Genomic DNA, 25449 nt, shown 5'->3' with positions numbered 1-25449 from the left:
GCTCTTAGAAAGCGCGAACAAGACCTTCGTTCCGTTCTGCAGCCCAGTATATTTTACCTGTGGTTTCACATTTTTAATTGCGTGCCGTGTTTTGAGACCGGGACACCCGACCACGCTGCCGGTGGTGCCAATAAATGGAACGACTGACGGTTCCTACAATGCCGTCAAAACCGCGTTGCGCTACATCTCGGATTTGGATGTCGATCTGTTCGACGTGGTTTATCCGGAAAAGAATGCACATGTCGGCTCCGCCCGACGGCAGGCGATGGATACAGCCAGCGCGTGGATTGGCGCTGACCGCCTAGGTGCAATACTCACAACCGACGCTGCCGCTGTTCCATCTCCAAACTGGGTGGAAAGCAATCTTGCAGCTTTTCGTGCTGGTGCGGATTTAGTCGGAGGCCGCATTATCGGAAATCCTGTAGAGGAAGCGATGCTAGCCCTGGCTTCGTCAGTCGCGCACGTTTGATCGGCAAATATGCCGAGCTGTGTGACGAGCTGACATCATTGATCAATCCGATACCATACGACCCTTGGCCGCGGCACAGAGATCACACTGGCGCCAGCCTTGCTGTCAGATCCGATTTGTATGACGCATTGGGAGGCATGCCTTCGTCCCTTGCCGGGAAGATTTTGACCTTTGTCAACTTGGCTACATCTCTCGGCTACCGGCTTGTTCACCCAACAAACGTCATATCGTCAGTCGTTTGGTCGGTTCGAGGTCGTCGCCAACAAAAGGCCCGGGCGTTAGGCCCACCCATTGATTTTGCCGTAGAACCGGATTCCGTCTCGATTATCTTAAAGTGATCGACTTCATCGGCCCAGGCTCACCCACATCCAGCGGTGTAAACAACAATATCAGATTTAGTGTTGCAAAAGAGTAAAAATATAGGTGAAATACAATTCAAAATATCCTCGACATGAATTATAACGACCCAGACGGCTGCTGTATATTTATGGTATAAGATGCTCGCTATTTCGATTCTGCAGCGGAAGCGGAAAATGTTGCTTTGGAAAAACTCGGTTATTACCGTGCAGGCGTATTGATGAGCGACATCATTCGAATAACAATCACTCGGAACTTAAAGCCCCGGAGGACATTTGCAAAGATAACCATTACGGAGAAAACTACATGTCGAAACGAGCCCGATATTCAGCCTACAAGCAGCCGACAGGTGGTTGGGGCTCCGTTAAGTCACTCGTCAAACATTCTGTGCGGCAACGTGCTCTGTCCACCGCAGTTAGCCTTGTGCGAGATCATAACAAGGTAGGTGGTTACATGTGCACCAGTTGCGCTTGGGCGAAGCCTGATCGATCCCATACGGCAGAGTTCTGCGAAAATGGTGCAAAGGCGACATTTTGGGATTTGACCAAAAAGCGAACCACCCCTGAGTTCTTTCAAAAACACACCGTCAGTGACTTATTGTCGTGGACGGACTACGAACTTGAAAACGTTGGCCGATTAACCCATCCGTTGCGATACGATGCCGACACCGACAAATATGTAGCGGTATCTTGGAAGGAAGCTTTCACAGAAATCGGCTCAAAGCTGAAGTCGTATAGCCCAGAGAGTGTGGTATTCTACGCGTCAGGCCGCGCCTCTCTCGAAACCTCATATATGTATCAGCTACTTGCTCGTCTTTACGGGAATAACAATCTTCCTGACAGTTCCAATATGTGCCACGAAACGACCTCTGTCGCCTTGCCGCAGAGCATCGGCACGCCTGTCGGCACCATTCTGCTGAAGGATTATGCCGAAACCGACTGCATTTTGTCTTTTGGCCAAAACGTAGGTACCAATTCGCCGCGGCTGCTTCACACGCTTCAGGAAGTCCGTGAACGTGACGTTCCGATTGTGGTCTTCAATCCCCTACGTGAGCGTGGCTGGGAAGCGTTCGTCAATCCGCAACGGCCGGCACAGATGTTGACAAACAAGGCTACTCAAATTGCAACGCAGTATCATCAAGTTCGATCCGGTGGTGATATCGCGGCTATCATGGGTATGGCAAAAGCGTTGTTCGATTGGGATGATGCAGCAAAAGCTAACGGTAACAAAAGGATTCTCGACGAATCCTTCATCGCCGAACACACTCACGGCTTCGACGCGTTTGAAACACTGGCACGCTCGACCGAGTGGGACGATATCGAGGTATCGTCAGGCTTGACGCGAGTGGCGTTGGAAGACGCTGCCAGAATCTATGCAAGCGCTACCAATACTATTGCCATATATGGCATGGGACTAACACAGCATAAGCGCGGGGTCGACAATGTGCAGATGCTTGTCAACCTTCTCTTGATGCGCGGCAACATCGGCCGCCCCGGCGCAGGTATCTGCCCCGTACGTGGCCACTCGAACGTTCAAGGCCAACGCACAGTAGGCATTTCCGAGAAAACGGAACTCGTCCCAATAGAGAAGATGGCTGAACGTTACAATTTTGAGCCGCCTCGTGAAGACGGCTGGAATACGGTTGAGGCCTGCGAAGCTCTAGTGAAAGGTCGAGTAGCAGCCTTTATCGGACTTGGCGGAAATTTCGTACGAGCCATTCCAGAACGCGATCTAATGGAAGAGAAATGGAGAGCCCTCGATCTCTCCGTCCAGATCGCCACCAAACTAAACCGCTCGCATCTTATTACAGCGCGTACAACCTACCTGTTGCCTACGCTTGTTCGTTCCGAAATTGATGAACAGGCAAGCGGACCGCAGATTGTAACGATGGAGGATTCAACAACCTGCATCCATGGCTCGCGCGGCAAGTTCAAACCGGCGAGCCAGTATCTTCTGTCAGAACCAAGGATTGTAGCGGAGATTGCCAAGGCCACGCTCTCTTCGAACTCAAGAGTTCCTTGGGATGATTGGGTTGGCGATTACGCGCTGGTGCGCGATGAGATCGAGAACTTATTTCCTGACGATTTCCGTAATTTCAACGCTCGTTTGGATATGCCTGGAGGATTCCCGAGACCTGTTGGAGCAAGAGATCGCAAATGGGAAACCGACACCGGCAAGGCAAACTTCAAATTACCAGGGTCTCTTTCATCGAGTTTTGATGATGGGAACGATTCCGATGTTCTCAGGCTGATAACTTTGCGCTCGAACGACCAATTTAATACGACGATCTATGGCTATACTGACCGGTTACGCGGCATTCACGGTTCCCGAATGGTTGTCATGATGAACCGAGAGGACCGGATTCGCTTTGGTATTAGTGAAGGCGGGAAGGCACGGCTCACAACCGCTGTTAATGATGGGATCCTCCGCAGCATGGATGGGTTTCAGGTGATCGATTACGACATTCCGGTGGGAACCGTCGCAGCCTACTATCCCGAATGCAATGCCCTGATACCGCTCTGGCAATATGCGGAAGAGAGCAAGACACCTGCAGCGAAATCGGTGCCGATCCGCATCGCCGCAGAGCAAGCCCCGGAGTTTGCAGAATAATGACAGAAAAAGCCACTGTCACCGACCCTCGAAAACTGACTGACACCATCTTCTTGGCCATGGAAGACAAAGCACGCCTTCCTTTTAAATCGCTAGTCGTATTGGGCGTCCTGGCAGGTGTTTATATCGGTTTGGGTGGCTTGGTCGCTACGATCGCACTGGCTGGAGCAACTGGACTTCCCTATGGGATCGGCCAGATCTCCGCAGGCGTGGCGTTCTCAGTTGGCCTGGCTCTAGTGCTGATTGCTGGCGCTGAACTTTTTACCGGCAATACCTTGATGGCGGGACCGGTTGCAGTTAAGCGCTTATCGCCTGCAGAAGCTTCCCATGCGCTAGCCGTAGTATACTTTTCGAACTTCGTTGGCTCGCTGCTATTGGTCGTACTGGTTGCTCTTACAGGGGTTCACGATGCGGGAGATGGCGCCGTCGGGCGGTCGGCCATCGACCTGGGGAATTCGAAAACCGGAAACGCCTTCATAGCCACTCTGGCTAGTGGCATTCTTGCGAACATGCTTGTGTGTCTGGCCGTTTGGCTAGCTTACGCAGGCAGCACGGTAACAGAAAAAATTGTCGGACTGATCTTTCCGATTGCCACTTTCGTTGCAGCTGGGCTCGAGCATTCGGTAGCTAATATGTATCTGCTTCCATACGCATATTTCGTGCAGTTTACATTTGAAGATGCCCCGGCGTGGATTTCTTTAGGTGATATAGTTTTCAATCTGGTGCCGGCCACGATCGGGAATATCATCGGAGGCTCTATCGTGGCAGTCGCCTATGGCTGTGTTTTTCAAGGCGTTAAATGATGGATTCTGCACTTGCCGTTGGCTATCTCGCTTCGATATGTTCAATGACGAGTTTTGTTCCACAGGCTTGGAAAATTATCAAAACTGGCGAAACAGCGGCTATTTCAAGACTGATGTACGCCGTCACAGTTGTTGGATTTGCACTGTGGTCCGTGTTCGGCATCATGCGGATGGAATGGCCGATTATTTTGACAAACATCGTTTGCTTTTGCCTCTCGGCGTTCATCCTACTTATGAAAAGTCTTCCTCAAAAGTTGCGAAAGAAAATTAACGTGCATCTCAACCCGGATGATTAGCGGGCGCGTCTATGAAACCTCGCGGGTTCACTAAGTTAGATGCATCTCTCGAACAACAATTCGATGCATTCGAAGAGCGCTAATCAGGTGCATGTTACGGAAGAACCTTTTTAGCGCCAACGAGTCCTGCCACTCGTGGGGCAGGATATATGACGTGCCAAACAAGAGCCTGGTCCGATGGTCATCAAGCGTGCGACCGAAGGCAGATCACCGCAATCGAAGTTCCGCGCAGGAGCGTGGATCCCAATCAAAGACTGGTGGTTTGAAAATGTTCGGGCACAAATGGGAGTGCCCCTGAGGAAATGGTATTAGCGGATTTAATTTATTTAAATGATGTTCGGACGAAATAAGCGCATCATAAGCTAGCGTGCAAGAAGCGTTTTGAGGAAAACGTCATGTCATCACTACGAAAAACGCATTTATTCTACCTTAGAAAGATCAGTCAGTCGGAATGCCATCTGCCGCTATACCAAAAGCAGATCAGAGACTTGGCCGCAAAAGGATTCGTTCGGCTTTCCAATCCGGACGAGGCCGGAGACTGCATAGTTTGTATCACCCCGAAGGGCCTTCGTGCGCTCGAAGCAGCAAGTCCTCGACCGTATCCAGTAATAACACGATGAGCCCTGTACCAAATCGGAGGCTTTTCCAATGCGGTTTGCACGCATCAAATTCTCATTCTCTTATGAGTGTTCATCTGGCGCTTTTTCAGGAAATCCATTTTAAGAATTAAACTTTTGGCGTTTTTGCGCGTTCCATTTTTTAGAAGGAGATGACCGCAATGTCCAAACGCAGCGAGACGTCAGCAGTAGGCGAAAAAAGCAAACAGCAGCGGATACAGACCAAGGTGGACGCGGACGATCGCGCCAAGCCGCGCTCGAAACCGAAAGCTGCGATGCAGGCCGGGGCGCGAAAATATCCCGTCCCGCCCTTCCCCAAACAGCACCATTCCAAACCTGGTGAAGAATGGAAGATCGACCCTCAACCGCTTTACGATGCACCTTTCTATATCGGTTCCAAAAAGCTCGACGGAAAGATCGCTCTGATCACCGGTGGAGATTCTGGAATCGGGCGTGCGGTCGCAGTGCTGTTTGCCCGTGAAGGAGCTGACGTAGCTATCTCCTATCTTACCGAACACAAGGACGCCGAGACGACGAAGGCAGCGGTCGAAGCAGAGGGTAGAAAGTGCATTCTGCTTCCCGGCGACGTGAGCAGCCGTGCCTATTGCAGGAAAGCCGTATCCCAGACAGTGACGAAACTCGGTGGGCTTGATGTGCTGGTGAACAATGCCGCGTTCCAGATTCATTCCGCCGACTTCGAAGACCTGACGGACAAGCATTTCGATACGACGCTGAAGACAAACTTGTATGGCTATTTCCAGATGGCACAAGCAGCCGTCGCCGAAATGAAACCGGGATCGGCAATCGTCAACACAGGGTCGGTTACAGGCATTTCAGGCAGCAAGAACCTCATCGACTATTCCATGACGAAAGGCGGCATTCATGCCTTTACCCGCGCTTTGGCAGGCAATCTGGTCTCAAAAGGTATCCGTGTAAATGCGGTTGCGCCCGGGCCGGTCTGGACGCCGCTGAACCCTTCGGACAAAGAGGCTGACGATGTCTCAAAATTCGGTGCAGACACACCTATGAAGCGTCCCGCGCAGCCGGAGGAGATTGCGCCAGCCTACGTGTTTCTCGCCTCATCGCATTGCTCAAGCTATATCACCGGCGAGATATTGCCGATCGTAGGCGGCTATTAGACGTGGCGACGAGAAAAATGAGACGGCGGCCGGATTTAGCTAGGCGGCCGCTGTCTTACCACCCAGTTCCTCTGGCTATTCAGCGTTTGTCGGAATAACCGTCTTAACTATGGATGCATCAAGCTCCTCGTAATCGTGCAAACCGATATGCTGGTACAGTTCTGCGCGCGTTTGCATGGCCGCTAACATCGCCTGCGTAGACCCGTCTTTCTTCAACGTGGCGTACAACTTCGCCTGCGCCTTATTGGCGACACGGAGCGACGAGACAGGCCAAATCAACATTTTGTAGCCCATCTCCTCGAATTCGGAAGCAGTGAAGAAAGGTGTGCGGCCAAATTCGGTCATATTGGCGAGCAACGGCACTCCCGGCATCCGTGCGGCAAATTCGCTGAACATCTCGGCAGTATTCAAAGCCTCTGGAAAGATCGCATCGGCACCTGCGTCAAGATAAAGCTTTGCCCGGGCAACTGCTCCGTCGAGACCTTCGCTTGCAGCCGCATCTGTGCGGGCGATTATGTAGAGATGTCTACGCGCCTTCGCGGCTGCAGCGACCTTCGCTGCCATATCATGGGCATCGGCGAGCTTTTTGTCATTGAGGTGTCCGCATTTCTTCGGCAGGAGCTGATCTTCAATATGGACCGCACCAGCACCTGCGTCCTCAAAAGTGCGGACCATGTGCATGACGTTAAGCGCTTCGCCGTAGCCAGTGTCACCGTCGACCAGCAACGGGAGGCCACTGGCCCGGGCGATCTGCCGGATAAAGAAGGAAACCTCGTCCACCGTGATAATGCCAAGATCCGGCAAACCCATCGATGCTGTCATCGCAGCACCCGATAGATACAGTCCGTCAAACCCCGCCGCCTTTGCCTGGAGTGCTGCCATGCCATTGTGGGCGCCAGGGAGTTGGACGATGCCACCACGGTCGAGAAGTGCTCTGAAGCGCTGTCCCGCCGGCAGGTCTGGCACATCGGATGAAACGAGATAGGGCATGTTATTCCTTAAACAGCTTTGTCTTGAAAAGTTGTTTGACCGCGACGCTCAATCGGAACGAACTCCTGATCTTCTGGCCCGACATAATTGGCCGACGGGCGAATGATTTTGTTATCTTGTCTCTGTTCGATGATGTGCGCGGCCCAACCTGACATGCGCGAAATAACGAACAGAGGCGTGAACATCGAGGCCGGCACCCCCATCATGTGATAGGATACGGCACTGAACCAATCGAGGTTCGCAAACATAGCTTTGCTATCTGCCATAGTGGCTTCGATACGTTCGGCTATATCGAACATTCTCGTTGAGCCGGCATCGATAGATAGCCGTTTTGCTATGGACTTGATGACATTGTTGCGTGGATCCGAAGTCAAGTAGACCGGGTGGCCAAAACCAATGACGACTTCCTTCGCCTCCACGCGACGCCGAATGTCCACCTCAGCCTGATCAGGGTCGGAATATCGGTTTTGGGTTTCAAAGGCGAACTCGTTAGCACCGCCATGCTTGGCACCTCTCAATGCGCCAATCGCTCCCGTAACGGCCGAGTAGACATCGGATCCAGTCCCCGCAATCGAGCGGGCGGTGAAGGTCGATGCGTTGAACTCATGCTCGGCATACAGGATCAGTGACGCGTGCATCGCTTTAACATGAGAAGGGTCCGGAGCAATTCTGTGAAGCAGATGCAGAAAATGTGCGCCAATGCAATCGTCGTCGGTCTCGACGTCTATTCGCCGTCCGTTCCGTGCAAAGTGGTGCCAATAAAGCAGCATTGAACCAAGGGAGGCGATCAGCCTGTCGGCGATGTCGCGTGCACCAGGAGGATTATGATCGGTTGCTTCGGGAAGGATGCAACCGAGCGCGGAGACTCCCGATCTCATTACGTCCATTGGGTGTGTGGCTGCGGGAAGCAATTCCAAAGTGTGCTGTACTGTCCTGGGCAGTCCACGTAGCGACTTGAGCTTCGCCTTGTAGGCAGAAAGTTCAATTGGAGTTGGAAGAGTGCCATGTACCAGGAGATGTGCAATCTCCTCAAATTCACACGCTTGCGCTACATCCAAGATGTTATAGCCGCGGTAGTGGAGGTCGTTACCTGTTCGGCCCGCCGTACAGAGCGCCGTGTTGCCAGCGATCACACCTGACAACGCAACGGACTTTTTTGACCTTTGCACTTTCATGACATAACTCCAAAACCCATCATTTTTTGTTCCAATCGAAAATTCCACGGGCGTCTTGAGGATCGAGCGTAGCGTCATCGACAGTGAAGTTCAGGCCCGCCAATTCGTCAGGTTTGAGATCAATCAGACGCTGGACGGTCTTGATAAATCTGTCCTGCTCTGGCGGTGCAACGATGCCGTCAGCCAAGGTTCGAAATTTTTCGACGTAGTCCGTTCGTGCGAATGGCCGTGATCCGAGCGGGTGTGCGTCGGCGACGGCCAGTTCGTCTTCAATTGTCCTGCCACCTTCAAGGGTGATGATTACCTTGCCGCCGAACGCTTTGTCCTGGGAGTCATGACTGTGATAGCGACGTGTCCACGCAGCATCCTCGATGGTGCTGATCTTGTGCCAGAGCGAAATTGTCTCAGGCCGCTTTGCACGTGCAGATGCATAAGATTTCTCGTGGTGCCAACATCCATCCTCCAGTGCCACCGCAAAGATGTACATGATGGAGTGATCGAGAGTTTCTCGGCTGGCCTCAGGATCCATCTTTTGTGGGTCGTTTGCGCCAGTGCCTATCACGTAGTGAGTGTGGTGACTGGTGTGGATCACGACGCTTTTCACCTTTGAAAGATCGCCGATTTTCGGCCCCATGCGGCGCGCCAGGTCGATCAATGCCTGGCTTTGATACTCGGCCGAATGCTCCTTGGTATAAGTATCTAGTATGGCTCGTTTGGCCTCGCCCCTGTCAGGTAATGGCACGGCATACTTGGCAGTTGGTCCGCTCAACAGATATGCGATAAAGCCGTCCTCACCTTCCCAGGCGGGAGATGGAGCGCCCTCACCCCGCAGAACTCTATCGACTGCCTCCACGGCCATCTTGCCTGCGAAGGCTGGCGCATATGCTTTCCAACTTGAAATCTCGCCCTTGCGCGACTGGCGGGTTGTCGTTGATACATGAAGGGCTTGCTGAACGGCCTGAAAGATCACCTCTGCAGACAATCCCAACGCTGCGCCGATGCCGGCTGCTGCCGAAGGCCCAAGATGCGCAATGTGATCGATCTTATGTTCATGAAGGCAAATGCCTTTCACCAAATTCACCTGGATCTCGTAACCGGTAGCAATACCTTTTGCCAGTTGCGAGCCCGACAAGCCGCAATGTTGGGCAACGGCGAGAACCGGTGGAATGTTGTCACCGGGGTGGGAGTAATCGGCGGCAAGGAATGTGTCGTGAAAATCTAGCTCACGCACCGCTACGCCATTTGCCCAAGCCGCCCATTCCGGCGACACTCGTTTGCTGGTTGGAAGGCCGAAAACGCATGCACCTGGTAAGAATGGGTGAGCTACAGCCTGAGCGCGTGCGCTTGCCACTGGATGGCGTGCCAAAGACGCGGCCGCCACGGCTGCGTTGTCGATGATACGGTTACCAATCATCTCGACGACATCGTCGTCGAGCGACACATTGTCGGACGCGACCGACGCGATCTTCCATGCGAGTTGATCCTCGCGCTCAAGCTTTTCTGCCGATTTATAGGTGCGGACAGTATGTGATTTCACAAAAACGCTTCCTTTTTTTATCGTCTGTTTATGCTTGGTGAGCTTCAGGTTCTTGTCACTGCTCGCGTATTACCGAGATAGATACCTGACTGGTCTACCCGGTACGAGCATCTCTGCTGCCTTCAAAATGCCCTGCGCATCAATGCTGAAGTGCCTGTAAAGATCAGCGATCGTTCCGGTTTGGCCGAAATGTTCCACCCCCAGTGATCGTGTTCGATGCCCACGAACGGAGCCGAGCCACGCCAGCGTTGCAGGGTGCCCATCGAGGACAGTTATCAGGCCGCAAACTGGCGGCACTTTCCCGAGCAGTCTCTCGACATGACTCTCGGCGTCGCTCCGGCCGCTTTCGCGCGCACGTTGCGCTGCAGTCCATCCGGCATTCAACCTGTCCGCTGAAGTGATTGCCAGGACACCGACATCCCGGCGATCTTCGGCTAGCAAACCGGCCGCCTCCACGGCCTCCGTCGCAACCACACCCGTGTAAGCAATGACGACCTCAGCGTTAGGTCCTGGCCTACGAAGCCAGTAACCTCCATTGATAATGTCGCGTGCAGTCTCTGGGTCTAGTTTCCTGTTCGGTTGCTCGATCGCCCGGGTGGACAAGCGCAAATACACAGCGCCACCATTTTCATCGCGGAGCCAACTGTCGGAATCGGGAGAGCCATCACCGTTCCGCTGGATGTAGTCGAAGGCAAAACGAAAAATCACGGCCAACTCGTCGACGAATGCGGGCTCGAAGCAAGCAAGGCCGTCTTGGGCCATACCGATCAGCGGCGTCGCGATGGACTGATGCGCGCCCCCTTCTGGTGCAAGCGTAACCCCCGACGGCGTTGCTGCCAGAATAAAGCGCGCATCCTGGTAGCAGGCATAGTTCAAAGCATCCAAGCCACGCTCGATGAACGGGTCGTAGAGCGTCCCGACCGGCAAAAGCCGTTCCCCGAATATCGTATGCGAAAGTCCCAACGCCGATAATGTCAGGAAAAGATTCATCTCGGCGATGCCGAGTTCGAGATGTTGGCCATTGGGCGTAAAATGCCAGTTGAACGTTGACGGGATTTTCTCCTTGCGGAAAAGATCGGCCATTTCCTCACGGGCAAAAAGGCCTCGTCGGTTCACCCAGGCCCCGAGATTGGTTGAGACAGTTACATCGGGCGAGGTCGTGACGACCCGTTTAGCAAATTCTGTGTCCAGCTTTGCAATGCCATGCATTAGCAGGCCAAAGCCCTGCTGAGTCGACATGGATGGCGATAACTTCACGTCCAGGCGATTGGGGACGTCGATCGTTGGCGCAGTATGTCGCCGTGTCCCATTCTGATTGAACGGAACACGTGAAAGGTATTTTTCCAGCCGAGCGACATCGCCTTGGATGCCTTCGGTCGGGGCCCACTCGTGCCCTTCCCTGACATTCATATTTTTGCGGAGTTCAGTTATCTGAGCGGGCGTCATCAGCCCGGCATGATTGTCCTTGTGCCCGGCAAGCGGCAACCCGAATCCCTTGACTGTGTAGGCAATGAAACAGACCGGCCGATCATGCGATATCGCGTCCTCAAACGCCTCCAGCAATACTGGAAGGTCGTGTCCTCCCAGGTTGGTCATCAGCTTTTGTAGTTCGGCATCATTTCGTCGGTCAATAAGGTGACTGACGTCCCCCTGGTCGCCCAGATCGCTCATTAGGCGCTGGCGCCAAGCCGCACCACCTTGAAACGTCAATACGGCATATAGCTGGTTAGGACAGGTATCGATCCAATTCCTAAGCGCCTGGCCGCCGGGCTCAGCGAACGCTTTCAATTGGAGGGAGCCGTATTTTAAAACAACGACATCCCATCCAAAGTTTTTAAAGATCGCCTCGAACCGTTCCCATAGCCCTTCCCTGACGACAGCGTCCAAACTTTGGCGGTTGTAATCCACAATCCACCAGGTGTTGCGAAGGCCATGCTTCCAACCTTCTAAAAGCGCCTCGAAAATGTTTCCTTCGTCCATCTCGGCGTCACCGAGAAGTGCCACCATGCGCGCCTCTTTTGCGGCCGCTGACCACTCCTTTGCATCCAGATAGTCTTGGACCAACGATGCGAACAGTGTTTGGGCAACACCAAGCCCGACTGAGCCAGTCGAGAAATCGACGTCGTCAACATCCTTGGTTCTGGACGGATAGGATTGCGCGCCCGAGTAGCCCCTGAAGTTCTCCAGCTTTTCTCGCGACTGATTTCCCAAGAGATATTGGATGGCGTGGAAAACCGGGCTTGCATGCGGCTTGACTGCAACGCGGTCTTTCGGCCTCAAAACCGCAAAATACAACGCGGTCATGACTGTAGTGAGCGAAGCGGACGAGGCTTGATGCCCGCCCACCTTCAAGCCATCATCGTTTGGACGGACATGGTTTGCATGGTGGATCATCCAGCTCGAAAGCCAAAGCACCTTTCGCTCAAGCTCGGACAGAATGGAAATGTTATCTCTCATGGCTAAACGCCCCCCTCGTGAACTGACACTAGGTCAAACGCGGCGGCGATAGTTCTCAAAATCGATAGCAAAAGGGGTTGATTTTGGTGGGATCCGCCAAGAGTATATTTGCTCGCGGAGGATTCCACCAAATGGATAAGTTGGATCACATCGGTCGCAAGATAATAGCGGCCCTGCAAAGTGACGGACGCATTACCGTTCAGGAACTGGCCGAAAAGGTGGGGTTATCAGCCTCACCATGTGCCCGGCGAGTGCGCATGATGGAAGACGAAGGCGTCATCAAGGGGTACAGCGCCGTCATTGATCAGGCAAAGATAGGCCTGCCAATGAGTGCGTTTGCTTCGATAAAGCTTGAGAAGCAAAGGGAGGACCATCTCGACCGGTTTGCAAAAGCGATCGCGGACTGGCCTGAGGTAGTGGACTGCTACTTAATGACCGGACAGTACGATTATTTGATGCGAATAGTCGTTTCCGACCTTGCCTCATACGAACAGTTTCTCAAAACAAAACTCACTCGACTGGACGGCGTTTCATCAATCGAAACGAGCTTTGCTCTCGGCCAAACCAAACGGTCGGAGGTACTGCCGGTGGGCTGATCGCAATCAACCAAGACCACACGCGCTACGGCAACACGTAGTCCCTGTTACTCGGATAGATTCGCGCTCCGGTCAAAGCTAACAGATGGCCGTGGTCGTGAGTTGTCGGCTCAAAATGTTACACAAATCGATTTGCAGGATACCTGGGCTACGGTGTGTCATTTTTGGATTTATTAAGACTAAAAAGTCCTCACATTATATTAGAGAAATTAAATGTAGCTGTATTTAGGCTGATTAAAAATGCGAAGAATCGTTGCCGACTTTCGCCATCGAGAGGCACATTGAGGCACTGGGGATGACTCTGCTCAAATGACGCCATCGGGTGGAAAGCGGTCAGGCAGCTTCCATTCGGTTGGCAAAAAAGCAGCCTTCATTCGGCTTCCATAAATTCGAAAGGCTTTTCAGGGACGAACTGGTCCGATGCCTCACCGGCAAGCACCCGGGCCATGTCCACCCCGAGATCCAGTTTGCGCACCTGCGCAGCTTCGGAGAAGTCCAGCTTCTTCAAATCCACCCAGAAAACGTTGGGCGAAGTAGCAGATTCTCCATAGAAAAGCATGCTCTTCTGATCCGCCACCACACGCCACCGCGTCGTGGAAAGGTTCGGCGCCTCGGGCAGGCTCACGCCATAGGGCACCGAAGCGTTCCGGACAACGCTAAACACAGCAGCGGCAGCAATCCGGGGGTCGTCGCTTTGTGTCACCGCGTTGATATAGAAACCGGCGCGCACAAAACGATCTTCAGAGCGGCCGCTGCCGGGGAGGAAGTTGAGGGAGTCAACCGCGCTCCAGTATTTCTGGTTGGCGAGTTGGTCATCATAGGGCGGATCGTTCGTCACCACTTGATACGCGCGGCCGTGATGAATGCTGAGCTCTCCACCGATCCATTCGAGAACAGCACTGTCGCCGGTTGCATCGGAGAGCGTCAGATGGAGCGGTGCGAGACTGCCAGGACGCCCGGGCACCTCACCGCTCACCACCTGCATAGGGTGGTTTTGCGCGTATTCGACCGCCTCGGCGACCGTCGCGAATTGATCGAGGTAGAATTGCGCCCAGATCGAAAGTGACATGCGAGGCGTCGCCTCGTCGTCCTCTGGGAACTCCGTGGCGTTAAGCCAAAGCAGGCTAGCGTTGAGCCCGGCTTCGTTCATGCCGTCGACCGTCGAGATGTCATAGCCAGAGACGGCCAGGCTGCCGAACTTCGATGTCCATTCCACAGAACGCGAACCGGCGGCTCCATCTCGCTTCATTCCGCGAGGAAAGACCCAAAAATTGCTGACCATCGGATCCTTGAAGTCCATGTTGCGGCCCGTGAGATTGCGCCCGTCAGGCCCCTGATAGACGACCCGAGTGCAGGCCTGGGCCTCAGCGGTCAACAGCGCCGAAGCGGCAATCAAAGTGGAGAGAATGCGTATGAATCCAGACATATTGAACACCAATCCATAAGAAAACTGCGCAAGAATACCGATCAGAACCTATAGGTCATGCCGAGAACCGGGCCGCTGAGGCGCGTGTCATAAACGTGACCGTCGTGATCGTAATCGACGGAGAGCACCTTGTAGCCCACAGAGGCGGAAATGTGCTCGCTGAAGACGTAATTGACGGTGGCCATCGCTGACCACGTGAGGTCGGAACCAGTTCCGAATCCGCCGATGTCGGCCTGCCCCTGAAGGGACAGATTTTCGGTTAGTGGAAGGAAGGCGCGCAGGCCCACCAGCGGATCGACCCAGCCGAAGCTTTCATCGTAGCTGACAGACCCGCTCAGTCCGCCAAGGCTCCCGGTAAGCTTCACATCGTTGGAGATGTGCCAGAAGCGCGCGCCGCCAAGAGCGTCGAGAGTGAACTGCGGCGTATCGATGATCCGATAGCCGCCCATCAATGTCGCGGTGAACTGTTTCGTATCAACCCTCGCATCGATGTTGCCACCCGGCGGGATCACGCCGACGCCTGGAATCGGGAATGCCGGCAGCGGTCCCGTACTATGGCTGTCGGTCGTGTCTACGTACATAATGTCGCCTGTAAACACGAAGCGATCGTAGCGTCCCCAAACATTGATGAAACCGCCAAAATTCAGGTCGTCCATGACGTCGGAGAATGACTTTTCGACACCAATCGTGGGGCCACGTTGAAACGGGGAAACATGCCCATCGAGGCCAGCAGCCCACATATAGGGTGTAACCTGTAAGGCCCAATATGGGGGGTCTTCCTGCACGTCGAGCGTAGCGTCCGCGCCATACGCGGAATGTGCGCCGCATAGGGATAAGGCAATGACAGCGGCATACCAAGGCGACAGAACGGCGGCGACGTTGGTGACAATTGGCTGGCCTTGGGGGGTGTGACAGGTGTGATCCCGACTACGAGACTTTTTCCTAGATCGAAATACCATGATGCGCCCCTCTCGCTGCATCTATGTCAAATAGACTGACAATATCCGTTAGTAAATCAGCGTTGTCGAGCGCTGTGCTCTATAAAGGTTCCGCACAATTGCCAGAACCTGTGACCGATGTGGTCGAAAACAACAGCGACTGCGAAGGCTGTAAGCGTCTTCGCCTCTTGCCTAACGGCAAGGATGAGGTCGAAAATGCCGATTAGGCCATCTGCAACGCCTAGCGTGAATCCGTGTCCGAGTACTGCACAAGGGCCCTTGTCGCTTGGTCCTGTTGTGTCGCAGTCAAATCACCTACTGTGCAGGTTGACCTTCTTCAGGATTAGTGCCCTGCGTTTCACCACCCGAGCCGGTGTCCGGGGTTGGGTCTCGGTCAACTGGCGCAGACTGCGGTGCCTGAGTTCCTTGCCCCTCGCGCTGCTGCTGCTGCGACGAATCATTGCAGGCTGCTGCTATCAATGCAAGAAGTCCTAAAGCTATCACCTGTCTCATCTTCAATCCTCCATGTCGTGGAACGGAAATGGAGAGAACCAGTTCCGGAGTTTCATGCAGAAGGGTTGGCATTCGTTGCAGCATCGGCGCCTAACAGTATGAAACGATCCTACTGGGATTGGGAAGAAATGCTGAAGACAAATGCAAACGGATATTTTCCCTACACCCCCGCGACGAATCTTCTTTATGGATTGCCCGAATCCATCTCCATATTGCTCGAAGAAGGTCTTGAAAATGTTTTCGCCCGCCATCAGTGTCTCGCAGCGGCAACACGCGCGGCGGCCGATGCATGGGGGCTGGAGATATTGTGCCGAAATGCCGAAGAATACTCTCCCGTTCTGACGGCAATTTTAATGCCGGAAGACCATGACGCGGATCACTTCAGGCAGGCCGTTCTCAAGTCTTACAATATGTCGCTTGGCGCCGGTCTGGGAAAAGTGGCAGGGCGTGTGTTCCGCATCGGTCACTTGGGCGAAACAAACGATTTGACGCTACTCGGCGCCCTTTCGGGCGTGGAAATGGGGCTCACCGTTTGTCAGGTCCCACATAATTCCGGCGGGGTCGAAGCAGCAACGAAAGTGCTGCTGGACCAAAACGCGTCAGTCTCGCATTAAAGGGTGCAAGACGGAGCTGCCACTGGAGCAGTCCATGATTGATGCAGAAGCGATTACGCCTGCCTGGAACGCGGCCTAACGGGAGATATTCTTCCTCAACTTCAAATCAGACGTAATTGGGTGGCCCTGGCCGTTGCTTGAGGAAGCGTATCTGCATCCAGCGCTCTGCGTGCATTGCTGATGTGGAAACAAACGTTGGCGAACGACATGCTCTCGATCATCGCGATCGATCTCATCGTCTTCCCCTCCGCTGCCCATTTCAGGCATAGGGCCTGCTTTGCTGTCAATTTCACTCGCGTGCAGGCCACTGTGTCACCGGCATGCAGTTCGAGCCGTGCATGAAGTTGAGCGACGGCAGTTGCTGCAGCGATTGGATCGATGTCCTCTTGCAAACTCACCGCTTCCTTGCCGGACGCCAGTGTAAGAATTGATAGATGTCCAAATGCAGTACGAACAGGAATCGATATCCCCGATTTAATGCCGAAGGCTATTGCCTCCGCGTGGAAACGGTTGACAGCGGTCGAACCGGTGCGGCGTGCGGCGCTCCACTCCCAGTCGAAAGCCTCCATCTTTCGTCGCGCTGCTGCCACGACCGGATCAATCTTCGCATAATCCTGAGAGATGTAGCGTAGTTGCCATTCAGCGGGATAGTTCGAAATGACCACTGTCCTGATCGGCTGAACGTGCATGAAGGCGTAAAAATCAAAATCGAGCTGCTGGACAAGACCTACAAGTGCTTTCCTAAGTGCGGCTTCGTCTCGGGTTACGGCTATCAGGTCAGTGAGTTTCTGGAACCACAGGTTCAAGCGTCAGTTCTCCCCAATTCTCCAATCGGCTCCGTCAGAAAGTTGTCGCTGCACTGCGCGAGCCCTTCGCAGTTCCAATCATTCCGGAGCAGTGCAGATTAATTGTTTTGAAGCGAACCCTTTGGCTGGGGCATACCCAAATTCTGGGAGTGATCTTGATTGGTTGATCCACGCTTCATGGTTTTCAACCACGGTAGAACCCAGGAAATACAATGTCTTGATCGACAAGCACGTTAAACTTGTAACCCGGACGAATTTTCAGCGTCGGCTGAACATCCAGGTTCCGCTGGATCATTCGGTCTGCAACCCGACCGAATGTCTCTGCGAAATTTCTTCGCGAAGCGTCCTCTGCGTTGTTGGACACGCCTGACCTGTTTCGGTCCTGTGGAATGGCCATATCAATACCCGTTCCGATCAAGGCTATCAGTGCGGCAGAGCCGAATGTCGGGAGTAATTTGCGGTCCACCTTGTCTCGGAAACCGCTATAGCCCTCAGCATCGGTGCCGGCCATCCCGCCAATCTGCAAGGTTGATCCGTTAGGAAAAATGATGTCGGTCCATACAACAAGCACGCGGTTTTGACCAAATGCGATCCTGCTATCATAGCGGCCAAAAAGCTTGGCGCCTTGTGGGATCAACAACCTATGGCCCGTCGCGGAATCGTAGACGTTTTGACTGACTTGCGCAGTGATCCGACCGGGAAGGTCGGAATTGATGCCGGTAATCAGTGTCGCTGGAACTACCGAGCCGCGTTTCAGCTCGTAAGGTGACTGTTGCGGTAACACGCGGTTCGCGACGTAGCCACGCGGGGTAAGTTCAGCGTTGAAGAAATCCTCTTTGGAGCGCTGGCCGTTCGGATCAAAGTTCTCATTTCCGATCCCTGCGCGCAGGGCTGCTGCATGTAAGTCTCCGGCAGTGCCATTATCCGAACGTGTTTCGATATCAACTGCGTCCGACAACTTGCCAAACGTCCCAGCCGATGCCAGCTTGCTCTTATCGATAGCAAGTGGTGCATCGTAGGCGGCGTCATTTGCTTGCAATCGTGCCATTCGCTGACGGTGGCGCTCCCGCTGATATTGTTCTTGTTGCTCGCGTTCCAGCCGATCTTTCCAGGTCGCCTCTGATTCAAGAACAGATGTGGAACGACTCTCCGCTTGTCTCGGCTGAGGGGTAAAAGGAGTGACTGCGGGCGTTTCGACCTCCACCGGCTTCGGTTGGTAGTGTGCGGTTCGTTGAGGCTCGCCGATAATTGCATCTGACACTCCACGCTTGAGCTGATCAGCATAAGTCGAGGCCGGATTGCCGGTCGAAACATTGAGTTCCGGATTGCCACGCGAGTATAACCCTCGAGAACTTAAACCGTAGAAAATCACGCCTAGGAAGGCGATGATCACAACAACGATCACAATGATCGGCAGCCGATTGACACGTCGAATCCCGGAGCGCTCCGGCTCGGTCGTAACTCCGCCAAGCTGAAGAGATTGAACCATGAATTTCTCCTAGTCGCGGCTCATAATTGAAATCGGGCTTGCAGGCACAGCACCTGCAGCGCTCAAAGTGTACGCGCGGCCAATGCTGAAACTGTCGCTTGAGAGCTGTGCCAATATCTGATCTTCGAATGGGGAAATTACGTAAGACAGTGGCACCACGCGGACAGTGGCGTCGGTCTTCTGGTCTGTGACCACCGCATACCCCCACCCTTTCAACGCAGCACCCAAAGCATCCCCGAACAGTGATCCGTCCTGTTTTACTGCGATTGTCGCGGATCCGGGGCCAAACTGCTCTGCCAGGCGGCTGACCATATCACCAGCGATGGATTCTGCTGCCGGCTGGGAGATGTCTGATGGAGCGTAGCTGGTCAGAGATGCATCGCCACCGAGAGTTTGACAGCCAGCCAATATCGACGTCGACAGCAAAACGATGGCAATTGGAAGTCGATGGCAGATGTAAATCATCGCCCTGCCCTCCTGATTGCTACTTTTTCTTGTCTCGAACCAACTCCGGATACGAGGATCGCACGATCGACATTGTAGTCGACAACCATCATGTCGTTGCGCATGCGGTAGTTCACGACACGGTTTTGCCCACCCGACACAACAAACAACACCGGGGCATCCTGGCCGCTAATTAGGCGAGGGAACTGGATGTAGGTCTTTTGTCCGTCCGAGTAGACCCGCGTTGGTCGCCAGCGTGCTTTTCCCGAAATCGAATAGGAGAAGTTAAGCTGCTCTGCCGGAACGCCAGCGCCCGGGATAATTTTTGCTTCAAGCCGTGCATTCACATCAGCCAACTTGGCCGAAACATCCTCGACATATTCGAAACCAACGCGCGCCATGTATTCGCTGCGGTGTGATTTCAGTTGAATATGATAAGTACGCCGAGACGTTGTAACGACCATCGAGGTGACCAAGCCGGGCTCGGATGGCTTCACGATAAGGTGGATCTTCTGGCCACCAGCGTCGCCGGACGTTGCTGGCTCTACTTTCCAGCGCACCGTGTCGCCGATCAGGACGTCGCGCACTGCCTCGCCAGATTGAAGTTCAATGTCGCATACCTGCAATGGCGAGCAGACGACAGAAGGCTGGACCTCGCCGAAAAGGAAAATCACTTTGCCGTCCGGCCCTTTTGTGACCAACCCACGCCTTTCGCGCCACTCATCGGAAATGCGGGCACCCTTCGCCTCCTTGCCGCTCAATCCATTTGCAAGCCCATACGTATGATTGATAGGCGACGCGTAGACCAAGCTGGCGATGGCCGCGATCATCGTCGTCTTGGGAGCTGGAATTCTTGGAATCATATGAGGATTATCCTTTTCAGAGCTGAGCGATCCAGTCGAAGTCGCGCAGATAAAGACCGATAGGATTTAGGCGGATAACACGCTCGTCCTGGGGCGGCGTAAGCGTGACGGTTGCGATGCCACGGAAATTTCGCACGGCAGTCTCTTTGCCCTGCCGGTCTCGCTCAAACTCCGTCCAGTCAATCTGATATGATTGGCTCGACAGCGCGACGATGCTGTTGACCTCAATCGCGACGGTCGCGTTTCGCGCTTTATCGAATGGAGAATTTGAGCGAAACCACGCATTGATCTTCTCCGTCGCGGGGTCTGAAGTTCTCAAAAGCGCGTAAGTGCGATCGATATACTGCTTCTGGACAACTGCATCTGGCGTGACGCTCCTGAAGTGCGAAACGAAGCTACCGAGCGAAGCGCGCACTACGCGGGGATCGGAGTATTCGATCTGCTGAGGAAATCCGGCATTGGCGGACATCCCAAGTTTATCGACTTCAACGATGTAGGGCACAAGTTTCACCTGGGTGCTTTGAAACAGCGCGTAGGAGAAGCCGATTACTGCCATCGTCATCCCCGTGACACCGACGATGCGCCATGCAGCCGTAGCCTTTACGTAAGATCCATAGCGTTCATTCCATTCTTGACGTGCTGCCAAATAAGGATTTTCCGGTGGGGTGCGCGCTGACATGCAAGAGACGTCTCCAGTTAATTGGTTTCCTTAAGCGGTGGCGGAGGAGGTGCTGACGCATGCGACGAACGCGTTTGATCAAGCTTGGCATTGGCAAGACCCATCAATGATCCCGCGTAAGCGCCTGGGGACGCGATGGCCTTCTCTTTGGCGGCAGATCCAACCGCCCATGCAGCGGCTCCCATCCCGGAAGCTAACCCGCGAAGTGAAGTGCCCGCTATAGAGGAGCCGCTTGCGCGTGCTGAATTCGCGCTCGACGCTCCCGTCACAGCGGCACTCGCGCCAAGGAAGGCGCCGCCGGCCGCGAAGGTTGCAGCTTGCCCCCCATGGCGGATAGCTTCCATCCCACCTGCAACGGAGGCACCTTGAACGACTCCTTGCAGGATGGGCGGTACGTACATTGCAATGACGAAGACCACGACCGAAATGCCGGCGATAGCCAGCGTGGTAACAAATTGGTCTGACGTGGCAGTAGAGGCTTCTGCCAGTCCGGTCAGGACGTCGGCGCCTATCTTGGAGATCATAACCAGCGCCATCAGCTTCATGCCGACCGAAAACGCGTAGACCAGATACCGGATGGCAAAGTCCTTCGTAAAAGACGAACCACCCAGGCCAAGCATGATCATGCCCGCGAGCAAGCCGACATACATCTCGACCATCACCGCCACAAAGATCGCCGCGACCAGGCTGAATGCGACAACCACGACGATCATCGCGAACACGGCGGCAATCGCTAACGCATTGTCCTCCCATAGGCCAAACTTGGCCTGCTCTGACATTTTGGAAGCAACACGGATTCCGGCGTCGAAGATTTCTGCAGGCGACGCAGACCCGCCGCTCGCCCCTATTTGAAAAAGGCTGTCCACGATTGCTTTGGCAAACGCAGGTCCCTGGTCAAGAATGAACGCGAAGAGACCTATAAACATGATGCGCCGCACCAGCTCGGCAAACCAGCTGTCGAGTGAAGCCGCGTTGATTGCAAGCCACACGGCCGCTATCCCGATTTCAATCCCGGCAAGGATCCAGAACAGCGAACGAGCGGCATTCATGACTGTCGTTTCCCACCCGCGAGCGGCCGTCACAACTTCGTTCTCCAACGTTGTCAACACTGCTCCCTGTTGAGCGAATGCAGGCGCGCCGGCCAAGAGCAGAAGGGCTACGATGAGGAAGGCAGCTTCGAGTAATCGGGAACCTTTCATTGTCACCATCGTGGGCGCATCTCCTGCCCTTTCGGAATGTCACGCGGCGTATCCGCGCCAAAGAACCTCTCGCGCCGCTCTTTCATTTCGGTCGCGCGTTGAACGGCGCAGACTGCAATTCCACTTGAAAAGCCAATCAGGCAGCCAAACGCCAAAGCGATAAGGACACGGCGGCTCACCAGCGCGGCTCCATTTTCTGGCCGCTCGGTATATCTCTTATCGGCGCATCGAAAAAATGCTCTCGACGAGCCTGCGCAAGATCTTTGTGCGCTTGCTCGGAGTGATACCAAGTTCCCATCATTGTTATTTGTTGAGAGACGAGTCCGCGAAGTTTCTGCATTTGCGCAACTTGCTGGGCGGCGATCTGATGGCCAACTTGCAAGGCCTTCATCTGGCCGTCTGCACTTTCTGAAAGCGACCGCAATGAGGTCATCGTCGTTTCTTCGTCCGAAAAGAGATCCGCAGTGAGATTTGCAGCTTTCAACGTACCGGCAATCGTGTCGCGATTGGTGTCTGACCAGTTTTGGTAAGTAGTCGAAAAGCTTCCACCGTCTGGGAGATTGCTTTTCATCTCGGAAAAACTCTGAAAACGCTGCTTCAGTACGTCATCGACATTGCCCATCGAAAATGCGACGCCTTGACCTTGCGCGACGATGTTCTGCAGTCGGCTCAGATCATTCTGGACCTCCCCCCAGACGTGGTTGGGAAGCTGCGCGGTATTCTGCAGAAGGTTGCTGTAGATGTTGAGTTGGTTCTGAATCTGCTCGGCGAGCTGAGTGATTTGCTTGATCTGATTGGCGACCTGCTCGGATGACTTTCCCACAAGGCTTATCAGCTCAACGTTGTTGGCAAGCTGCGTCCATTCCGTGGCCTGACCCGTAACACCACCTGCCCGGGCTGGTGTTATATTCAGAGCCAACGATACAAACAAAGCACCGACAGTCGTGACGCAACCGCCGCGCGCGATGTTAGAGACCTGGAAGTAGCTTTTCGGCATGCATTATCCCTCTCTTTTGGAGCCATTTGACGGGCCAGCCATCGCCATGCCTGGAATGCAATGCGCGGATTTCAGTCAGGTCTTCCTTGCTCGACGCTCCCACGAAAGAGAGCGCAACCGGTCCAAGCGACATATCGAACAGCCTTCGCCCTTGTGGAGATGAAACGTAATACTCACGCTTCGGTAAAGCCGAAGCGACAATTTCAATCTGCCGCTCGTTAAAGCCGATCCGCTCGTAGAACTCGCGCGTGCCCGCGTCCCGGGCTGCGCCATTTGGCAAACAGACTTTGGTTGGACAACTTTCCTTCAATACATCGATGATACCGGAGCGTTCAGCATCCGAGATCGATTGGGTAGCAAGAAGTACAGCGCAATTGGCTTTCCGAAGTACCTTTAGCCATTCCCTGATCTTGGCGCGAAACACAGGGTGCCCGAGCATGAGCCACGCCTCGTCCAGAATAATCAGGCTGGGAGCGCCGGTCAGCCGCTTTTCTATTCGCCGGAACAAATAGGTTAGAACAGGAACGAGGGTGCGCTCGCCCATATTCATCAATTCCTCTACTTCAAATGTCTGGAACGTGCCTAGCAGAAGTCCGTCTTCTTCCGCGTCAAGCAACTGACCCATTGGTCCATCGACCGTGTAGTGATGGAGGGCCTCTTTTACCTGGCGCATTTGCACACCCGAAACGAAATCGGAAAGCGAGCGTCCACGAATATCGCTCATCAAGGTTATTTGACGGGAAATGGCATTGCGATAGTCTGGCGTGATCGTAACGCCTTGCAGGGACAGCAGCGTCTCTATCCATTCTGAAGCCCAAGCGCGATCCGTCTCTGTCGCGAGATCTGCAAGCGGACAAAAAGCGAGTGCGTCGGCCCTGTCTCCTGCATCACTTCCAATTTCATAGTGGTCACCACCGACCGCCAAGGTCAGCGGCAGCATCGACCGACCTTTGTCGAATGCAAATATCTGAGAATTTTTGTAACGTCTGAACTGCGCGGCAATAAATGACAGCAGCGTCGACTTGCCTGAGCCGGTAGGTCCGAAAACTAGTGTGTGGCCAACATCGTCAACATGAAGATTAAATCGAAACGGCGTAGAACCGGACGCGACCTGCAGTAAGGGCGGCGAACCAGTCATATAAAGCGGGCAAGGCGCGACAGGGCTTCCTGACCACACCGAGTTTAGCGGGATGAGGTCAGCAAGGTTGCGTGTGTTGATCAGAGGCTCGCGAACGTTCGCGTACCAGTTGCCCGGCAGCGAGCCGAGAAACGCGTCCGTCGCGTTCAATGCTTCGATGCGAGCGCCAAACCCTTCCGCCTGGACCAAGCGCCGTATCGCCTCACAGTTCTGTTGAAGCTTTGATCGATCCTCGTCGAAAATGACGATGACCGGTGTGTAAAAGCCATAGGCGACAAGCTGCGACGAGGCTTCGGCAATTGCGTCTTCGGTTTCGGTCACCATCATCATGGCATCCTGATCCACGGCGCGCGACTGAGTCTGGAATAACTGATCCAGAAACGGCCGAACCTTTTGCTGCCATTTCTTTCTTGTCCGCTGCAGCTTCTCCCGGGCCTCTTGTTCATCAAGGAAGATAAAGCGGGACGACCAGCGATATGTCAGCGGCATTAGATCAAGAGAGTTCAGTATGCCGGGCCAACTTTCCGCTGGAAGCCCGTCAATCGCTACAATGCCGAGAAACCGGTTCTCAACCGTTGGTGTCATCCCATGTTGCAGTTCAGCGGTTGCCAACCAGTCCAGATACATTGGAATGTCCGGCAGGCGAACCGGATGATTTTGGCCGGTGATGCAGAAACGGATGAATTGAAAAAGCTCATCGTAGCGCGCAGTTCGTAGCCCAGCCCTCTCCTCGACATTCCGTGTCACCATACGTCGTATAGACACCACGTTGGCGAGGTACTGCTCGACCTCACGGACAGCCGTGTCGAAAGTCTTGAGTGCGATATCGGCGTAAGATGCCGAGCGGCTGCTTGCGTCGGAATACACATAACGGGTCAAACCCGAACGACGCTTTTCCGGTGGGCGGTAGGTCAATATGAGAGCATGGTTGCTTTCGAAGTGGCCGGCCTCTCGGCCAAAATGTTCTCGCCTCTCCATGTCGATGGCACTGGTGACCGGGTCAGGAAAATGAGACAGATCTTTTGAAGGGTAATCAAGGACCGGTGTTCGTACTGCTTCAACCTGAATCATCCAGTCCGAACCGAGCCTGCACAGAATTCCGTTAATTTGCCGGCTTATTTCATTGCGCTCTGCATCAGTGGAACTCTCGCTATCTGGCCCTGCAAAGTACCAGCCTGCCATGAGCGACCCGTCTTTTAAAAGAATGACGCCATCGGCAACCAAGCCAGCGTAGGGAACTAGATCTGAGAACGAAGGTCCTGAATGGCGAAATGAGTGAAGCGCGACCATAATCCAG

Annotated in this window: 19 protein-coding genes and 2 pseudogenes; 7 read left to right on the top strand and 14 right to left on the bottom strand. The window is 54.0% G+C overall.

What is annotated here, in order from left to right; genetic code table 11:
• The 5 genes and pseudogenes from ABFT80_RS26500 to ABFT80_RS26480 form a co-directional block, all read left to right on the top strand.
• A pseudogene (locus tag ABFT80_RS26500) lies at positions 1-469 on the top strand (hypothetical protein); the annotation flags it as partial.
• A gap of 663 nt (positions 470-1132) precedes the next feature.
• Entirely contained in the window at positions 1133-3436 is a 2304-nt protein-coding gene (locus ABFT80_RS26495) for an FdhF/YdeP family oxidoreductase (protein ID WP_347974947.1), read from the top strand.
• A complete protein-coding gene (locus tag ABFT80_RS26490) occupies positions 3436-4239 on the top strand; it encodes a formate/nitrite transporter family protein (RefSeq protein WP_347974946.1) in 804 nt (267 codons plus the stop codon). The genes ABFT80_RS26495 and ABFT80_RS26490 overlap by 1 nt, the downstream gene beginning before the upstream one ends.
• Positions 4236-4535, top strand: a complete 300-nt coding sequence (locus ABFT80_RS26485; RefSeq protein ID WP_347974945.1) for a SemiSWEET family sugar transporter — start codon at positions 4236-4238, stop codon at positions 4533-4535. The genes ABFT80_RS26490 and ABFT80_RS26485 overlap by 4 nt, the downstream gene beginning before the upstream one ends.
• Before the next feature lie 778 nt (positions 4536-5313).
• Positions 5314-6291 carry an SDR family oxidoreductase gene (locus ABFT80_RS26480; RefSeq protein ID WP_347974944.1) on the top strand — a complete coding sequence of 326 codons (978 nt, stop codon included), beginning with the start codon at positions 5314-5316 and terminating at the stop codon, positions 6289-6291.
• A gap of 75 nt (positions 6292-6366) precedes the next feature.
• Here the strand turns inward: ABFT80_RS26480 and prpB are convergent, their stop codons facing one another.
• The 4 genes from prpB to ABFT80_RS26460 form a co-directional block, all read right to left on the bottom strand.
• Positions 6367-7281, bottom strand: coding sequence for a methylisocitrate lyase (prpB, locus tag ABFT80_RS26475; protein ID WP_347974943.1), 915 nt, complete (start codon positions 7279-7281; stop codon positions 6367-6369).
• A gap of 8 nt (positions 7282-7289) precedes the next feature.
• Positions 7290-8456 carry a bifunctional 2-methylcitrate synthase/citrate synthase gene (prpC, locus tag ABFT80_RS26470; RefSeq protein WP_347974942.1) on the bottom strand — a complete coding sequence of 389 codons (1167 nt, stop codon included), beginning with the start codon at positions 8454-8456 and terminating at the stop codon, positions 7290-7292.
• A gap of 19 nt (positions 8457-8475) precedes the next feature.
• On the bottom strand, positions 8476-9993 hold the full coding sequence (locus ABFT80_RS26465; protein WP_347974941.1) for an MmgE/PrpD family protein: 1518 nt from the start codon (positions 9991-9993) through the stop codon (positions 8476-8478).
• 69 nt (positions 9994-10062) lie between these two features.
• Entirely contained in the window at positions 10063-12450 is a 2388-nt protein-coding gene (locus tag ABFT80_RS26460) for a transketolase-like TK C-terminal-containing protein (protein ID WP_347974940.1), read from the bottom strand.
• 131 nt (positions 12451-12581) lie between these two features.
• On the opposite strand from ABFT80_RS26460, the gene ABFT80_RS26455 reads away from it, so the two are divergent.
• A complete protein-coding gene (locus ABFT80_RS26455) occupies positions 12582-13046 on the top strand; it encodes an Lrp/AsnC family transcriptional regulator (protein WP_347974939.1) in 465 nt (154 codons plus the stop codon).
• A gap of 370 nt (positions 13047-13416) precedes the next feature.
• Here the strand turns inward: ABFT80_RS26455 and ABFT80_RS26450 are convergent, their stop codons facing one another.
• Positions 13417-14472 carry a linear amide C-N hydrolase gene (locus ABFT80_RS26450; protein ID WP_347974938.1) on the bottom strand — a complete coding sequence of 352 codons (1056 nt, stop codon included), beginning with the start codon at positions 14470-14472 and terminating at the stop codon, positions 13417-13419.
• 41 nt (positions 14473-14513) lie between these two features.
• On the bottom strand, positions 14514-15257 hold the full coding sequence (locus tag ABFT80_RS26445) for a hypothetical protein (RefSeq protein ID WP_455190016.1): 744 nt from the start codon (positions 15255-15257) through the stop codon (positions 14514-14516).
• A 758-nt stretch (positions 15258-16015) separates the two neighbouring features.
• Here ABFT80_RS26445 and ABFT80_RS26440 point away from each other — a divergent pair.
• Positions 16016-16537: pseudogene (locus tag ABFT80_RS26440) on the top strand (serine--glyoxylate aminotransferase); the annotation flags it as partial.
• Between the two features lie 101 nt (positions 16538-16638).
• Here the strand turns inward: ABFT80_RS26440 and ABFT80_RS26435 are convergent.
• From ABFT80_RS26435 to ABFT80_RS26400, 8 genes are all read right to left on the bottom strand, one after another.
• Positions 16639-17343 carry an autoinducer binding domain-containing protein gene (locus ABFT80_RS26435; RefSeq protein ID WP_347974937.1) on the bottom strand — a complete coding sequence of 235 codons (705 nt, stop codon included), beginning with the start codon at positions 17341-17343 and terminating at the stop codon, positions 16639-16641.
• Positions 17344-17527: 184 nt separating this feature from the next.
• Positions 17528-18832 (bottom strand): IncP-type conjugal transfer protein TrbI, encoded by a 1305-nt coding sequence (gene trbI, locus ABFT80_RS26430; protein WP_347974936.1) that lies wholly within the window; start codon positions 18830-18832, stop codon positions 17528-17530.
• Between the two features lie 9 nt (positions 18833-18841).
• On the bottom strand, positions 18842-19297 hold the full coding sequence (gene trbH / locus ABFT80_RS26425) for a conjugal transfer protein TrbH (protein ID WP_347974935.1): 456 nt from the start codon (positions 19295-19297) through the stop codon (positions 18842-18844).
• Complete coding sequence (trbG, locus tag ABFT80_RS26420; RefSeq protein WP_455190015.1) at positions 19294-20139, bottom strand: P-type conjugative transfer protein TrbG; 846 nt, start codon at positions 20137-20139, stop codon at positions 19294-19296. Before trbG ends, trbH begins: the two co-directional genes overlap by 4 nt.
• A 16-nt stretch (positions 20140-20155) precedes the next feature.
• The gene (locus tag ABFT80_RS26415) at positions 20156-20818 is read right to left on the bottom strand and encodes a conjugal transfer protein TrbF (protein ID WP_347974934.1); all 663 of its coding nucleotides are present in this window, start codon (positions 20816-20818) and stop codon (positions 20156-20158) included.
• A gap of 17 nt (positions 20819-20835) precedes the next feature.
• Complete coding sequence (trbL, locus tag ABFT80_RS26410) at positions 20836-22026, bottom strand: P-type conjugative transfer protein TrbL (protein ID WP_347974933.1); 1191 nt, start codon at positions 22024-22026, stop codon at positions 20836-20838.
• Between the two features lie 166 nt (positions 22027-22192).
• Complete coding sequence (trbJ, locus tag ABFT80_RS26405) at positions 22193-23014, bottom strand: P-type conjugative transfer protein TrbJ (RefSeq protein ID WP_347974932.1); 822 nt, start codon at positions 23012-23014, stop codon at positions 22193-22195.
• Positions 22986-25442 carry a conjugal transfer protein TrbE gene (locus ABFT80_RS26400; protein WP_347974931.1) on the bottom strand — a complete coding sequence of 819 codons (2457 nt, stop codon included), beginning with the start codon at positions 25440-25442 and terminating at the stop codon, positions 22986-22988. The genes trbJ and ABFT80_RS26400 overlap by 29 nt, the downstream gene beginning before the upstream one ends.
• Positions 25443-25449 lie beyond the last annotated feature (7 nt).

Source organism: Foliimonas ilicis (assembly GCF_039939195.1).
GTDB lineage: Bacteria > Pseudomonadota > Alphaproteobacteria > Rhizobiales > Rhizobiaceae > Foliimonas > Foliimonas ilicis.
This window is presented reverse-complemented; position numbering and strand designations above follow the sequence as displayed.

Bases quoted from the DNA above. Each gene is read 5' to 3' on its own strand.
- ABFT80_RS26495 (WP_347974947.1), top strand. From the start codon at position 1,133: ATGTCGAAACGAGCCCGATATTCAGCCTACAAGCAGCCGACAGGTGGT.
- ABFT80_RS26490 (WP_347974946.1), top strand. From the start codon at position 3,436: ATGACAGAAAAAGCCACTGTCACCGACCCTCGAAAACTGACTGACACC.
- ABFT80_RS26485 (WP_347974945.1), top strand. From the start codon at position 4,236: ATGATGGATTCTGCACTTGCCGTTGGCTATCTCGCTTCGATATGTTCA.
- ABFT80_RS26480 (WP_347974944.1), top strand. From the start codon at position 5,314: ATGTCCAAACGCAGCGAGACGTCAGCAGTAGGCGAAAAAAGCAAACAG.
- prpB (WP_347974943.1), bottom strand. From the start codon at position 7,281: ATGCCCTATCTCGTTTCATCCGATGTGCCAGACCTGCCGGCGGGACAG.
- prpC (WP_347974942.1), bottom strand. From the start codon at position 8,456: ATGAAAGTGCAAAGGTCAAAAAAGTCCGTTGCGTTGTCAGGTGTGATC.
- ABFT80_RS26460 (WP_347974940.1), bottom strand. From the start codon at position 12,450: ATGAGAGATAACATTTCCATTCTGTCCGAGCTTGAGCGAAAGGTGCTT.
- ABFT80_RS26455 (WP_347974939.1), top strand. From the start codon at position 12,582: ATGGATAAGTTGGATCACATCGGTCGCAAGATAATAGCGGCCCTGCAA.
- ABFT80_RS26450 (WP_347974938.1), bottom strand. From the start codon at position 14,472: ATGTCTGGATTCATACGCATTCTCTCCACTTTGATTGCCGCTTCGGCG.
- trbI (WP_347974936.1), bottom strand. From the start codon at position 18,832: ATGGTTCAATCTCTTCAGCTTGGCGGAGTTACGACCGAGCCGGAGCGC.
- trbH (WP_347974935.1), bottom strand. From the start codon at position 19,297: ATGATTTACATCTGCCATCGACTTCCAATTGCCATCGTTTTGCTGTCG.
- trbG (WP_455190015.1), bottom strand. From the start codon at position 20,139: ATGATTCCAAGAATTCCAGCTCCCAAGACGACGATGATCGCGGCCATC.
- ABFT80_RS26415 (WP_347974934.1), bottom strand. From the start codon at position 20,818: ATGTCAGCGCGCACCCCACCGGAAAATCCTTATTTGGCAGCACGTCAA.
- trbL (WP_347974933.1), bottom strand. From the start codon at position 22,026: ATGGTGACAATGAAAGGTTCCCGATTACTCGAAGCTGCCTTCCTCATC.
- trbJ (WP_347974932.1), bottom strand. From the start codon at position 23,014: ATGCCGAAAAGCTACTTCCAGGTCTCTAACATCGCGCGCGGCGGTTGC.
- ABFT80_RS26400 (WP_347974931.1), bottom strand. From the start codon at position 25,442: ATGGTCGCGCTTCACTCATTTCGCCATTCAGGACCTTCGTTCTCAGAT.